This window comes from Bacillus massiliigorillae, assembly GCF_000380245.2.
Taxonomy (GTDB): domain Bacteria; phylum Bacillota; class Bacilli; order Bacillales; family DSM-1321; genus Bacillus_AD; species Bacillus_AD massiliigorillae.
Genome location: NZ_HG428750.1, coordinates 17,859 through 32,164, shown reverse-complemented (window position 1 = coordinate 32,164; position 14,306 = coordinate 17,859). Strand labels below are relative to the sequence as shown.

Here is a 14,306-nt window from a genome sequence, read left to right as displayed (position 1 = left end):
TATAATCATGCTATAATAGTAAGGACGTGGCTATTTGAGTTACGTCTTTGTTGTAGTTTGGTAATCAATTTTGAATTATGAAGAGGAAATTCCGCTTTTTTAGGGAATACATATAAAAGAAACATGGAAGTGCTTGACGTGCACCACATAAGCAGGGTATCGGAGCAAGACACTTTGTTATGGTTTATATATATTTAAGCAAGAAAAGAAATGTCATTGTTGGAGTTGAGACATCTTAATGAAATTAATAATCGGTTTAGGAAATCCTGGTAAAGAGTATGAAAGAACAAGACATAATATAGGCTTTGAAGTCATTGATGTTCTGGCTGATCAATGGAATATTCCATTAAATCAAGCGAAACATAAAGGTCTTTATGGCGTTGGTTATGTAGGTGGAACGAAAGTAATTTTACTTAAACCACTAACATATATGAACTTATCAGGTGAAAGTATAAAAGCAGTCATGGACTATTTCAAGGTAGATTTAGATGATATTGTTGTCTTTTATGATGATTTAGATTTGGCTGTTGGGAAGATTCGCTTACGTCAAAAAGGTGGCGCTGGTGGTCATAATGGAATTAAATCAATGATTGCTCATCTTGGTACGCAAGAGTTTAATCGTGTACGCATCGGAATTGGTCGTCCGCATGGTGCTATGAGCGTGACTAATCATGTTTTAGGTAGATTTCAAGAGGACGAATGGGTTGTCATGAAAGATGTAATCAAGTCATGTAATCGGGCATGTGATGATTTTTTAGTTAAACCGTTCTTACAGGTTATGAATGAGCATAATTAAAAGTAATGACGATTGTTAAATTTTATCTTTAAAGGTGAATAAATACCCGTCCATTCTGTTCATACTAGCAGTAAATGGATAAAAGGGGCTAATAGCATGAGCTTATATTATACGTGTAGGCATTGCGGTGTCTGTCTGGGTATGTTGCCTAAACAATCGGTGAAAATAGAACAACTTGGCTTTGAACTATTGAATTCACAAGAATATCAAGAAATGATTACGACGGATCCGCTTGGGAATATTCATGTCACGATTGTTTGTGACGACTGTGAATCAGCTTTAAGGTCTAATCCGAACCTTCATGGTATGGATTATATTATTCAATAGAAATTAGCTTTGGACTATTCCAAAGCATTTTTCCGTTTGTTTTATTACACAAAAAAGAGAGTAGTTATATTTTCGTTAGATTGAAAAATATAAAAACAAGAAAAAGTTAAATATGATGGCTTTTAAAGGGGGAATTCGATATGAACGCGCTTAACCAAATATTTATGCAAAATGAAGATATACAATCGATTTTAACTGGTGTGGATGAAGGTCTTCGTGAGCAATTGGTAGCTGGATTATCTGGTTCTTCGCGAGCAATGTTAATATCTTCTGTATACCGTCAAACGAATCGTTCAATTTTAGTGGTTACATATAATCTTTTACAAGCGCAGAAGTTATATGAGGATTTATCGAACTTCGTTTCGGAAGAAGATTTGTTTATTTATCCGGCTAATGAACTGATTGCAGCGGAACTAAGTATAGCAAGTCCAGAGTTAAGAGCACAGCGTATAGAAGTTTTGAACCGTTGGTCACAAAATCAAAGTGGAATTGTTATTGTCCCAATGGGGGGATTCCGTAAAATTCTACCTCCGAAGCAATTATGGAGGAAGTATCAAGTCACTTTTACAGTTGATGATGAAATCGATTTAGAAGCGACGCTAAAGCAATTTGTTGTTATGGGCTATCATCGAGCAGATATGGTATCGTCTCCAGGTGAATTTAGCGTGCGTGGTGGAATTATTGATATTTACCCACTAACAGAAAGTAAGCCTATTCGAATCGAATTATTTGATACAGAGGTGCAATCCATTCGAACTTTTTCGATTGAAGATCAAAAATCTCTAGAGAAAGTAGAATCTGTTCAAATTGGTCCTGCAACGGAATTATTACTGGAACAAGAGAATATCGAACGGATGACAAATCTTTTAGAAGATGGTCTTAAGACAAGTTTAAAGAAAATCAAAAATGAAAAAACAAAGAATTTATTATTACAAAACATTGGTTTTGAATTAAATCAACTGCGAACAAATATTAAACTTGATGAGATTTTTAAATATATCAGTTTGGCATACGAACGCCCAACTAGTTTACTAGATTATTTACCAGCTAATGGATTAGTTATTCTTGATGAAATTAGTCGTATACAAGAAGTTGCAACAACGCTTGAGAAGGAAGAATTGGAGTGGTTTACAAATCTTCTAAGTGAAGGGGAAATAATTCATGATGTTCAACTATCATTTAGTTTTCAGCAACTTATATCATCTTCATCTCAAAAGTTAATTTATTTATCTCTATTTCTACGACATGTACCACACACTAATCCACAAAACATAATAAACGTTACGTGTAAGCAGATGCAAAACTTCCACGGACAAATGAACGTGTTTAAATCCGAGATAGAGCGTTGGAAGAAAAGTAAATACTCTGTCGTTATATTAGGTCCAACCCAAGAACGGATGATGAAGCTGCGTCGTGTGTTGGATGATTATGAAGTAGAAGCAGCAGAACTGACAGAGTCTAGTTCGATTTTAAATGGTAAGGTGCAGATTGCTAGAGGGAACTTGCATACAGGCTTTGAACTACCAATGCAAAAGCTTGCTGTTATTACAGAGCAAGAGTTGTTCAACAAGAAAACAAAGCGATCAACTAAGAGGCAAAAGCTATCAAATGCTGAACGTATTAAGAGTTATTCAGAATTAAATATTGGTGACTATGTTGTTCACGTAAATCACGGGATTGGTAAATATTTAGGTATCGAAACATTAGATATAAAAGGTGTGCATAAAGATTACTTAAATATCCGTTACCAAGGGTCTGACCAATTGTATGTGCCTGTTGAACAAATTGAACTTATTCAAAAGTACGTGGCCTCTGAAGGGAAAGAGCCTAAATTATATAAACTTGGCGGTAACGATTGGAAGCGTGTGAAGAGTAAAGTTAAATCTTCTGTAGAAGATATTGCGGATGATTTAATTAAAATCCATGCGGAGCGTGAAGCTACGAAAGGATATCCATTCTCTCCGGATGGTGACATGCAACGCGAGTTTGAATCAGCTTTTCCTTATAATGAAACCGAGGATCAAATTCGCTCAATTAATGAAATAAAACAAGATATGCAACGTGAGCGACCAATGGATCGTCTTCTTTGTGGTGATGTTGGTTATGGGAAAACAGAGGTAGCTATTCGTGCGGCATTTAAAGCGATTGCAGATGGTAAGCAAGTGGCGTTCCTAGTCCCAACAACGATTCTAGCCCAACAACATTTCGATACTATTCGTGAAAGGTTTCAAGATTTCCCGATTTCTATCGGTTTATTAAATCGTTTTAGAACGAGAAAGCAACAAACGGAAACATTAAAAGGCATTAAAGCTGGAACAGTGGATATCGTCGTTGGTACGCATCGATTACTGTCAAAAGATGTGCAATATCGTGACTTAGGATTGTTGATTATTGATGAAGAGCAACGCTTTGGTGTGACTCATAAAGAAAAAATTAAGCAATTAAAAGCAAATATTGATGTATTAACATTAACAGCAACGCCGATTCCAAGGACTCTACATATGTCCATGTTAGGGGTTAGGGATTTATCAGTAATTGAAACTCCACCAGAGAACCGTTTCCCTGTACAAACTTATGTCATGGAGTATAATGGTGTGCTCGTAAGGGAAGCTATTGAAAGAGAGCTTGCTCGTGAGGGGCAAGTTTACTTCTTATATAATCGGGTAGAAGATATAGCAAGAAAAGCGGAAGAGATTTCCATGCTAGTGCCAGATGCACGTGTGGTTTACGCTCATGGTCGTATGTCGGAGCAAGAATTAGAAACGGTTATGATTGGTTTCCTTGAAGGTGAGTATGACGTATTAGTGAGCACGACGATTATTGAAACAGGTGTTGATATTCCTAATGTTAATACGCTCATTGTGCACGATGCAGATAAGATGGGCCTTTCCCAGTTGTATCAGCTACGTGGACGAGTTGGCCGTTCGAATCGAGTAGCTTATGCATATTTTACGTACAGAAAAGATAAGGTATTAACAGAGGTAGCTGAAAAGCGTCTACAAGCAATTAAAGAATTTACAGAGCTTGGTTCAGGATTCAAAATTGCGATGCGTGACTTATCTATACGAGGAGCAGGAAACCTACTTGGTGCTGAACAGCATGGATTCATCGATTCTGTTGGTTTTGATTTGTATTCACAAATGTTGAAAGAAGCGATTGAAAAGCGTATGACAGATCAACCAATTGAAGAAAAGCATCAAGTTGAAATCGACATTCAAGTAGATGCGTATATACCGGATCAATATATTTCTGATGGTAACCAGAAAATCGAAATGTATAAAAAGTTCCGCGGTGTCACATCATTAGAGGAAATCGAAGAATTAAAAGAAGAAATGACAGATCGTTTCGGTGAATATCCAGAGGAAGTAGAATACTTGTTTGGTATCGCTTATATTAAGGTATATGCAATGGAAGCGTACGTTGAATCAATAAAACAGCAGAAGCATGAAGTTGTGATTTTAATAACTGAGAATGCAACTGGTGATATCGATGGTTCAAAAGTATATCAAGTGACTAGTCAAATTGAAAGACGAGTTGGATTGGGTATGGAAGGTAAACGTTTAAAAATAACGTTACCTATAAAAGATACTGGGACAGTTGAATGGATGCTTAAAGTTGAAAATCTTGTTAAAGGTCTTAAAGATGTCAAAAAAGATAAAGTCAACCAATAATAATAAATTTTGGTTGCAGTTCTAACAATTTCGTGTTGAAATATAGATACGGGAAAAATATAGTAAGAAAATATTTTTCTGGATGAATAGAACTTAACATAGAAAAAAATACTAAGTTCAATAAGTTCATTACGGTTGTGGGACAGGTAAAAATTTCAAAGTGTCATAACCGAAACCAAAAAGAGGAAAGTGAGGCAACATTAGATGAAAGCAACTGGAATCGTTCGTCGTATAGATGATTTAGGACGAGTAGTTATCCCTAAAGAAATTCGTAGAACTCTTCGTATTCGTGAAGGAGATCCTCTTGAAATTTTTGTTGATCGTGACGGAGAAGTTATCTTAAAAAAATATTCTCCAATTAGTGAATTAAGTGATTTCGCAAAAGAATATGCAGAAGCATTATTTGATAGCCTAGGAAATCCTGTATTAATTTGTGATAGAGATACATATATCACTGTAGCAGGTGGATCTAAAAAGGATTACTTAAACCGTAGTATTAGTGACTTAGTAGAAAGCACTATGGAAGATCGTAATCCAACTTTAGAAACACAAAAAACTCAAATCTCATTAGTAGATGGATTTACTGAAGATATTCAATCTTATACGATTGCTCCAATCGTAGCGAATGGAGACCCAATCGGTGCGGTAATTATTTTCTCTAAAGAAGGTACTCTTGGAGAAGTAGAACAAAAAGCAGTTGAAACGGCTGCAGGATTCTTAGCTCGTCAAATGGAATCTTAAAATAACTTGACGGTCAAAAATGGGTAGCATATGCTGCCCTTTTTTTTATGCCTAACCTGTCTAAAAGGGATGGGAAAAGTAAGTGGTACTTTATAGGAGAAAAAGCTTGTATGCTATAATACAAACGGAAGTATTCCTTAGTAGAAAAGGAGTGGAGAAGTAATTAAAAGAAATAACGACCTTTCCAAGAAATTTATACAAGGTGCATTTATATTAACTTTATCTTCAATAGTAATTAAATTATTAAGTGCTATTTATCGTATACCATATCAAAATATTGTTGGAGATGTCGGTTTCTATATATATCAGCAAGTATATCCTTTTTATGCATTAGTGCTCGTTCTTTCTACCTATGGCTTTCCAGTTATTATTTCTAAACTATTAGCGGAAGCGAAAGATGATTATAGAGGATACACGCGAACAGACATTATAGTAACTTCATGGTTTTCTTTAGTTATTATCAGCATAGTGATGTTCTGTAGTCTATTCTTTGGAGCTAGTTTTTTAGCTAATATAATGAATGATCCTATGCTTACTAAATCAATTAAAATGATTTCATTTTCTTTTTTGTTATTACCTTTTATATCTATTATGAAAGGGATTTTTCAAAGTGATGGAGAAATGATGCCTACAGCTGTTGCACAAGTGGTGGAGCAATCAGTGCGGGTTGGATTTATTTTAGTATTTTCAATTATTTTTTATTACTATGGTCTGTCTCTATATGAAGTAGCAGAATGGGCGTTTTTAGGTTCTGTTTTAGGTAGTGTAATCAGTGGCGTTATTTTAATATTCTTTTATCGCAGAATGAATAGAAAAAATAGCATATCTATTGATAGTCTTAATATGAGGAGAAGTTTGATTCCTCTTTCGCGTCAAATACTTGGACAAGGTATCATTTTCGGTATCAGTAGTTTAATTCTTGTATTTATACAGTTTATGGATGCACTTGTCTTATATCCGTTACTTACAGATTCAGGGATGGAAATGACGGAGGCGAAGCAATGGAAAGGTGTATATGACCGTGGACAGCCTTTATTACAATTAGGAACAGCAGCAACGATTGCGTTATCATTAACCATCGTGCCACTTATTTCAAAGTTTATGCAGCAACAAGAGCAACAGTTAGTTCGGAAATATACAGAGCTGTCGTATCGTTTAAGTATTATGCTCGGAATGGCAGCGACAGTCGGCTTGTTGTGGATTATTGAACCTGTCAATATTATGCTTTTTACGGATGCTAAAGGAAGTGATGCTTTAGGTGTATTAAGTTTGTCGATTCTTTTTTGCTCGTTTTTAATGACAGGGATGTTTGTTTTGCAAAGCTTGGGCTATTCCATTGTGGCAATTGGAATTATTGTGCTTGGGTTATTAGTCAAATTTGCCCTAATGCTAATTTGGATACCGAAAGCCTCTATAATGGGAGCGGCACTTTCAACGACAGTCGCTTTTTTCGTGATGGCATGTATGTTATTTGTATACATGAGAAGAATCTTTAAAAAGCCAATTGTTGAACGGCGAACCTTTTTACTAACTTTACTTGCTTCATTAGGTATGTCCATTACTCTTCTTATTGAAAGAGAATTGTTTGATATGCTGAGCAGGTACTTTGCAGATAGTCGATTATTTACAGCCTGTGAAGTACTGGTAGCGGTTTTTTCAGGAGCAGTCGTTTACATGTTTATGATTATTCGAATGGGCTTATTTACATTTGAAGAATTATCGCTCTTGCCTTTTGGCAGTAAGTTAGCTAAATTTTTACCAAAGAACAAACAGAAACACTAATACAATGAAAAAATGGGAGTATAACAATGAGTAATAAAATTATAGTAATGGGCTTAGGTGCTGGTGATCTTGATCAGTTGCCTTATGGTATATATAAGCAATTAAAAACATGTGGGAAAATCTATACGAGAACAATGGATCATCCTGTTATTGATGAACTTCAACAAGAGGGTGTACAATTCGAAAGCTTTGATGCAGTGTATGAGAAGTACGACACATTCGAGGAAGTGTACGAGGAGATTTCCGATACAATTATACGTTTAGCTGAGAGTTCAGATGTGGTATATACAGTACCAGGACATCCAATGGTTGCAGAGATGACGGTACAACTATTAATAGAAAAAACAGCGAAACAACAAATAGAGTTAAGTATTGAGGGTGGACAAAGCTTTTTAGATGCCCTTTTTCAAGCAGTGAAGATTGATCCGATTGATGGATTTCAGTTGTTAGATGGTACTGCACTAAATAGGGATTCTTTACAAATGAAGCAACATATTATCATTGGACAAGTATATGATGGTTATATTGCTTCTGAAGTGAAGTTAACACTGATGGAGAAATATCCGGATGACTATCAAGTAGCACTTGTAACAGCAGCAGGAAGTTCAGCAGAAGAGGTTATATGGCTACCTTTGTATGAATTAGATCGCCAAGCGAAATTGAGTAACTTAACATCAGTATATGTACCTCCTGTAACGAATGAAGAATTGTTACAAAAGGAGTTCTTTAAGCTGCGAAATATTATTGCAGAGTTACGTGGTCCGAACGGTTGTCCGTGGGATCAAAAACAAACGCATGAAAGCTTGAAGAAGTATGTGTTAGAAGAAGCTTATGAATTGATTGATGCAATTGATGAAGATGATACAGATGGCATCATAAGTGAATTAGGGGATGTGCTTCTACAAGTTCTACTACATGCTCAAATTGGTGAAGATGAAGGTATGTTTACGATTGATGATGTTGTGCAAGAATTAAGTGAGAAAATGATTCGTAGACATCCGCATGTGTTTGGTGATACTCATGTGGAGAATGAAGATGAAGTATTGGTAAATTGGAATAAAATTAAGCTTGAAGAAAAAGGTGAAGCTGCTCTGCAGACAGAATCTTTATTAGCAGATGTAGAGAAATCCTTACCGCAGTTACTAATTGCTTATGAATATCAAAAACGAGCGGCTAAAGTTGGGTTTGATTGGGATGAAGTAGAGTCAGCCTGGGAAAAAGTCAATGAAGAAATTCAAGAATTCCAAGCTGAAATCAAGAAAGGCTCTTCAAAAGCAGAAATTCGCGCAGAGTACGGAGATGTATTATTTGCACTCGTTAATATTGCTCGTTTCCATAATATCTATCCAGAAGAGGCTTTACATGCAACGAATATGAAATTTGCTCGTCGTTTCCAATATATTGAGAAGTGTTTACAGGAACAAGGGTTAACTTTTGATCAGTGCAAGTTAGAACAATTAGATCGTTATTGGGATGAAGCAAAGTCAAAAGGAATGTAAGAGTGAAGGAGAAGAGAATATGAGATTAGATAAATTTTTAAAAGTATCGCGCTTAATTAAAAGAAGAACATTGGCAAAAGAAGTAGCTGATAAAGGACGTATTTCAATTAATGGAACACCAGCAAAGGCTAGCTCCAATGTAAAAGTTGGTGATGAGCTATTTATTCAATTCGGTCAAAAGTTAGTTACTGTACGTATTGAAAAGCTACAAGAAAACGTAAGAAAAGAAGAAGCAACGGAAATGTACAGTGTTGTGAAAGAAGAAAAGGTTCAACAAGAAGAGTTTTAATGCTTTTCGAGCGCTGTTCTAAACCTCGTCCTTCTTACATACATTTGTACAAAATGTTTTACAGGAGGTTGTAGAATGAGCAGCCAATATTTTGAACAAGGTGATAATAAAGTAAGAAGTAATGTACCAGACCACGATGTAATCATGAAGGGTCGTAGACTTCTTGAAATAACAGGTGTTAAACAAGTAGAAAGCTTTGATAATGAAGAGTTCTTATTAGAGACAAGTATGGGTTTCTTGGCGATTAAGGGTGAGAACTTACAGATGAAAAACTTAGATGTAGATAGTGGTGTTGTCTCTATTAAAGGGAAAATTTTTGATCTTGTGTATGTTGATGAGCCAGGTGGAGATAAGGGTAAAGGCTTCTTTGGTAAGTTATTCAGATGACGCTCTCTACACAGTTTTACACTTTAATTGCCATGATTGGAATGGGGAGCTATTTTGGTGCTGCTTTAGACACATATCAACTATTTTTAAAGCGGCCCATAAGAAGTAGATGGCTCGTCTTTATACATGATCTACTATTCTGGGTTTTACAGGCTGTTCTTATTTTTTATGTTTTGTTTATTGTTAATCAAGGTGAAATCCGACTTTATTTATTTTTAGCTTTAGTGTGTGGCTTTGCAGCTTATCAAGCATTATTAAAGAAGGGCTATCTATTCATTTTGAATAAAATCATTAGCTTTTGCAAAGCAACCTTAAATTTTTTGAAAAAGTTATGTATGATTTTAATTGTTAAGCCTATTTTAAGTATAATTACTTTGCTATTTTTTGTAATAAAACTAGTATTAAAGGGTCTATTTACCCTTGTTAAAATGCTTTGGAGAGTCGTAATATGGTGTTTAAGACTCGTTTTTTTTCCAATTGTGTGGATTTTACGTCTGTTTTATAATATTTTACCGAAACCTGTTACAAATAAAGTCGAGAAGTTACATAATAAGACTAAAGGGTTTTTCGGTAAATTACAGAAATATATAAGTAGTATAATAGATAAATGGAAGTCGAAGATGAAGAGATAGAAGGAGTGAATGAGATGGGGAGCTTGAAAGAAAAGAAAGTATCTAAGATAGAGTCAACCTATGTTAAGCAACGTGAGCAAACGCAACAAAGGCAAGCTAAGAATAAGCGTGGTTTACTCCGGCGCCTTGTTGTATTTGGGATATGCTTTGCTGTTCTTTTAAGTTTTACCATTTCAACTTTGTTCTCTCAATCATCTGCCATAGAGAAGAAAAAAGATGAAGTAAACAAAATCGAAAAGAAGTTGGCTTCATTAGAAAAGAAGCAACAATTGTTAGAAGAAGAGATCGTCAAATTGAATGATGATGAGTACATAGCGAAAATTGCCAGAAGAGATTTTAACCTTTCACAAGAAGGAGAGGTAATTTTTAATCTTCCAAAAAGTAAAGAAGACAAGGACTAATGTTGACACTGTTTTTTTACTTTCGCTATAATATAAACTATGTATGATTTTTGAAATTTTTAAGGAGGAACATTTTTTTTATGTCAATCGAAGTAGGCAGCAAGTTACAAGGGAAAGTAACAGGCATCACTAAATTTGGGGCGTTCGTTGAATTGCCTGAAGGAACAACAGGTCTTGTTCACATCAGCGAGGTAGCTGATAATTATGTAAAGGATATCAACGAACATTTAAAAGTTGGTGACCAAGTAGAAGTTAAGGTTATTAATGTAGAAAAAGATGGAAAGATTGGTCTTTCTATTAAAAAAGCAAAAGATCGCCCTGAGCAAACGTACCAGCCTCGCCCACGTTATAATGGGGGAACTGGTGGTAATGGTCGTAGCGATAGTCGTCCGCGTGGTGGTAATGGTCGTGGCGATAACCGTTCAAGAGACAATTTCTCACGTGCTCCGAAAGAGAATTTTGAACAGAAGATGGCAAGATTCTTGAAAGATAGTGACGAACGTTTATCTACACTTAAGCGTAGTACGGAGACGAAAAGAGGGGGCCGCGGAGGCAGACGTGGTTAAGACTTGCTGCTGAAGACGATATAGCAGTTTTTCCTTTAGATAAATAGACTGTATTTTTATCAATAGACAATGGCTTTATGCCTTGTCTATTTTTTATGGCGTAAAACAAGATGAGTAATAATTAATCAAAAAGGACCGGTGACGGTTTTTCTTATATAAAACAAAAAAAGACATCCAAAAGTTTAGCTTTTGAATGTCTTTTTGATATGACCCGTACGGGATTCGAACCCGTGTTACCGCCGTGAAAGGGCGGTGTCTTAACCGCTTGACCAACGGGCCAAAATAAATATGGTAGCGGCGGAGGGAGTCGAACCCACGACCTTTCGGGTATGAACCGAATGCTCTAGCCAGCTGAGCTACACCGCCATATTCTCATTTGTTTGTTCTCTACTTGAGAAGCACAAGATTTATCTTACATAGAAATTGATTTTTTGTCAACGGAAAATAAAAAGAATTATTATTCTGTTTTTTTATTATGTAAAAAAAGCTAAATTTCGGTGTTTCTTTTGTTCTCTTTCCATGAATTTAGAAGAGGAGGCTTCTAATTGTGTACGTCCATGCCTTAATTTCTAGAAATACGTCGAACATTTCTTTTGTTCGGAGTCTACATTACGACAAAAAAACATAACTCTACTAACTATAATAAAAATCACTAGAACAACTAATCTTGTTGGGAGTGATTATTGTGGAAAGAATTAATAGAAGTATGATTGAACCAGTTTCAGACATGCCGTTACACTACGCTCAAGAAAGTGCGAAAAAATGGTACGTGTCTTTTCAAAAGAAAGTAGAAGATGTTTTAATTCACCAAGGATTATTACTAGCTTTAATAGGTTTCTTATTAGGACGAGCTTTGATCCTATCTCAATTAGCCCCTTTTGCACTTCCGTTCTTTGCTGCGGTGTATCTATTAAGAAAAAATCGTGCACCGTATGCGTTAATAGGTTTACTAGCAGGAGCTTTAACTGTGCAAATGGTGAATGCTGTAATCATTAGTGCATCTGCGGTATTCTTCATGCTGCTATACAAGGCGAGGGAACCCTCCTTAACCAAACAATTTAGAGTTGTCTCGTTTTATGTCTTTCTTTCATTAGGGATAACGAACTTAACCGTTCATTATCTCACTCATAGTAAATTACTTATGTACGATGGCATGATGATTCTAATAGAAGCGAGTCTAGCTTGTATACTAACGATGATTTTCATCCAATGTATACCTCTTATCTCGTTTAAGCCAAGAACGCATTCATTAAAAACGGAAGAAATAGTAAGTGTCATTATTTTAATGGCTTCTGTTATGACAGGAACAATAGGATGGACGATATATGATCTATCTATTGAACATATGATTTCTCGTTATTTAGTATTAATTTTTGCCTTATCAGCTGGAGCTGCTATCGGCTCAACAGTTGGCGTAGTAACAGGGCTCATATTTAGTCTGGCTAGCGTAGCCACTTTATATCAAATGAGTCTACTCGCTTTCTCAGGTTTACTAGGAGGGCTGTTAAAAGAGGGGAAAAAGATTGGTGTGGCGGTGGGACTTTTAATAGCGACAGTGTTACTAGGCTTGTATGGAGAAGGCAATACAAGCTTAATGGTAACGATTTATGAATCGTTAGGTGCTATTTTTTTATTATTATTAACACCTACTTCTGTAATTGATAAATTAGCCAAGCATATACCGGGGACGTCTGAGTACACGAATGAGCAGCAGAAGTATATGAGGAAAATGAGAGATGTAACGGCGCAGCGTGTTGCGCAATTTTCCAATGTCTTTGAGGCATTGTCCAATAGTTTTTTACAAATCGATGAAATGGAGAAGGAGGAGGATCCTGTACGGGAATTTGATTATTTTTTAAGTAATGTGACGGAAAAGACCTGTCAAACTTGTCCGAAAAAGGAAAGCTGCTGGGCGAAAGATTTTCAAACGACATATGAAGGGATGAAAGGAATTATGACAGAATTGGCGTTAAACGACCGCCAACTCTCTATAAAAACGGAAAAAGATTGGGCCCAGCACTGCACATTACGTTCGAAGCGTGTGATAGACGCGATTTCTCAAGAATTATCTTATTATCAAGCGAATCAAAGATTGAAAAAACAAGTGAAAGATAGTAGACGCTTAGTAGCGGAACAATTGCGTGGCGTTTCAGAAGTCATGGAAGATTTCGCGCAAGAAATTCAAAGAGAAAGGCAGAACCATTATATTCAGGAGGAGCAAATACTCGAATCTATTAGTAATTTTGGCGTGCAAATTAGCAATGTGGAAATCTATAACTTGGAGAAAGGAAATATTGATATTGATATGACGATTCCTTATTACCAGGAGAGAGGAGAATGTGAGAAATTAATTGCGCCGATGTTATCGGATATTTTGGGTGAAACAATTGTTGTAGCCGCAGAAGATGTGGAAACAAAAAAAGGCTCTTGCTTCGCGAATTTTCGGTCGGCTAAGAAGTATGTCATTGAAACTGGAATTGCCCATGCGGCAAAGGATGGAGGCTTAATTTCAGGTGACAGCTATACGACGATGGAAATTGGAAGAGGAAAATATGCCGTAGCCATTAGTGATGGTATGGGTAATGGTGAAAGAGCACATATCGAAAGTATGGAAACACTTCAGTTATTACAGAAGATTTTATTATTAGGTATTGAAGAAAAGGTAGCGATTAAATCAGTGAATTCTATTCTATCGCTGCGTACAACCGATGAAATTTTTTCTACTTTAGATTTGGCTATGATAGATTTGCACGATGCAAAAGCCAGATTTTTAAAAATATGTTCTACACCTAGCTTTGTAAAACGAGGTGATAAGGTGTTTCAAATAGAATCTAGTAATTTACCGATAGGGTTTATGAACGATATAGACGTAGATGTTGTAAGTGAACAATTAAAAGCAGAAGATTTACTAATCATGATGAGTGATGGGATTTTTGAAGGGCCAATGTATGTTGAGAATGCTGAGTTTTGGATGAAACGGAAAATTAAAGAATTGAAAACGGATGATCCACAAGCGGTGGCTGATTTAATTCTTGAAGAGGTTATTCGAACGAGAGGAGAGATAGGAGATGACATGACCGTTGTTGTTGCAAAAGTAAAGCATAATACGCCAAGATGGTCCTCAATCCCGGTTTCTTCCATGCAAAAAAAGGCGCAATAAAGATAGTATATTTCTTCTTATTCTCGGCGATGATGATAGTAAATTTAGCCGGGAA

The 14,306-nt window shown here is 36.0% G+C and carries 12 protein-coding genes and 2 tRNA genes; 12 read left to right on the top strand and 2 right to left on the bottom strand.

The genetic code is table 11. The features are described 5' to 3' along the window. Positions 1-238 precede the first annotated feature (238 nt). The 11 genes from pth to TX86_RS25320 all read left to right on the top strand — a co-directional run bounded on the left by pth (position 239) and on the right by TX86_RS25320 (position 11,091). Entirely contained in the window at positions 239-796 is a 558-nt protein-coding gene (gene pth / locus TX86_RS25370; RefSeq protein ID WP_042353263.1) for an aminoacyl-tRNA hydrolase, read from the top strand. Positions 797-892: 96 nt separating this feature from the next. Next, the gene (locus TX86_RS25365) at positions 893-1,123 is read left to right on the top strand and encodes an anti-sigma-F factor Fin family protein (RefSeq protein ID WP_042353262.1); all 231 of its coding nucleotides are present in this window, start codon (positions 893-895) and stop codon (positions 1,121-1,123) included. 140 nt (positions 1,124-1,263) lie between these two features. Further along, entirely contained in the window at positions 1,264-4,794 is a 3,531-nt protein-coding gene (mfd, locus tag TX86_RS25360) for a transcription-repair coupling factor (RefSeq protein ID WP_042353260.1), read from the top strand. 204 nt (positions 4,795-4,998) lie between these two features. Beyond that, positions 4,999-5,535 carry a stage V sporulation protein T gene (gene spoVT / locus TX86_RS25355; protein WP_042353259.1) on the top strand — a complete coding sequence of 179 codons (537 nt, stop codon included), beginning with the start codon at positions 4,999-5,001 and terminating at the stop codon, positions 5,533-5,535. A gap of 162 nt (positions 5,536-5,697) precedes the next feature. Then, positions 5,698-7,317 (top strand): oligosaccharide flippase family protein, encoded by a 1,620-nt coding sequence (locus TX86_RS25350; protein ID WP_042353258.1) that lies wholly within the window; start codon positions 5,698-5,700, stop codon positions 7,315-7,317. A gap of 26 nt (positions 7,318-7,343) precedes the next feature. Next, positions 7,344-8,816 (top strand): bifunctional methyltransferase/pyrophosphohydrolase YabN, encoded by a 1,473-nt coding sequence (yabN, locus tag TX86_RS25345; RefSeq protein WP_042353257.1) that lies wholly within the window; start codon positions 7,344-7,346, stop codon positions 8,814-8,816. A 19-nt stretch (positions 8,817-8,835) separates the two neighbouring features. Beyond that, entirely contained in the window at positions 8,836-9,105 is a 270-nt protein-coding gene (locus TX86_RS25340; RefSeq protein WP_042353256.1) for an RNA-binding S4 domain-containing protein, read from the top strand. Positions 9,106-9,180: 75 nt separating this feature from the next. Further along, entirely contained in the window at positions 9,181-9,492 is a 312-nt protein-coding gene (gene yabP, locus TX86_RS25335) for a sporulation protein YabP (protein WP_042353255.1), read from the top strand. Further along, positions 9,489-10,124: a spore cortex biosynthesis protein YabQ gene (gene yabQ / locus TX86_RS25330; protein ID WP_042353254.1), complete on the top strand. Its 636-nt coding sequence runs from the start codon at positions 9,489-9,491 to the stop codon at positions 10,122-10,124. The genes yabP and yabQ overlap by 4 nt, the downstream gene beginning before the upstream one ends. Then, positions 10,100-10,525 (top strand): FtsB family cell division protein, encoded by a 426-nt coding sequence (locus tag TX86_RS25325; protein WP_230203722.1) that lies wholly within the window; start codon positions 10,100-10,102, stop codon positions 10,523-10,525. The genes yabQ and TX86_RS25325 overlap by 25 nt, the downstream gene beginning before the upstream one ends. Positions 10,526-10,605: 80 nt before the next feature. Further along, complete coding sequence (locus TX86_RS25320; protein WP_042353252.1) at positions 10,606-11,091, top strand: S1 domain-containing RNA-binding protein; 486 nt, start codon at positions 10,606-10,608, stop codon at positions 11,089-11,091. A 207-nt stretch (positions 11,092-11,298) separates the two neighbouring features. Here TX86_RS25320 and TX86_RS25315 read toward each other — a convergent pair. Together TX86_RS25315 and TX86_RS25310 are read right to left on the bottom strand one after the other, a co-directional pair. After that, positions 11,299-11,370, bottom strand: a tRNA-Glu gene (locus TX86_RS25315). A gap of 10 nt (positions 11,371-11,380) precedes the next feature. After that, a tRNA-Met gene (locus TX86_RS25310) sits at positions 11,381-11,457 on the bottom strand. A 319-nt stretch (positions 11,458-11,776) separates the two neighbouring features. On the opposite strand from TX86_RS25310, the gene spoIIE reads away from it, so the two are divergent. Next, positions 11,777-14,251 (top strand): stage II sporulation protein E, encoded by a 2,475-nt coding sequence (spoIIE, locus tag TX86_RS25305; protein WP_042353251.1) that lies wholly within the window; start codon positions 11,777-11,779, stop codon positions 14,249-14,251. Positions 14,252-14,306 lie beyond the last annotated feature (55 nt).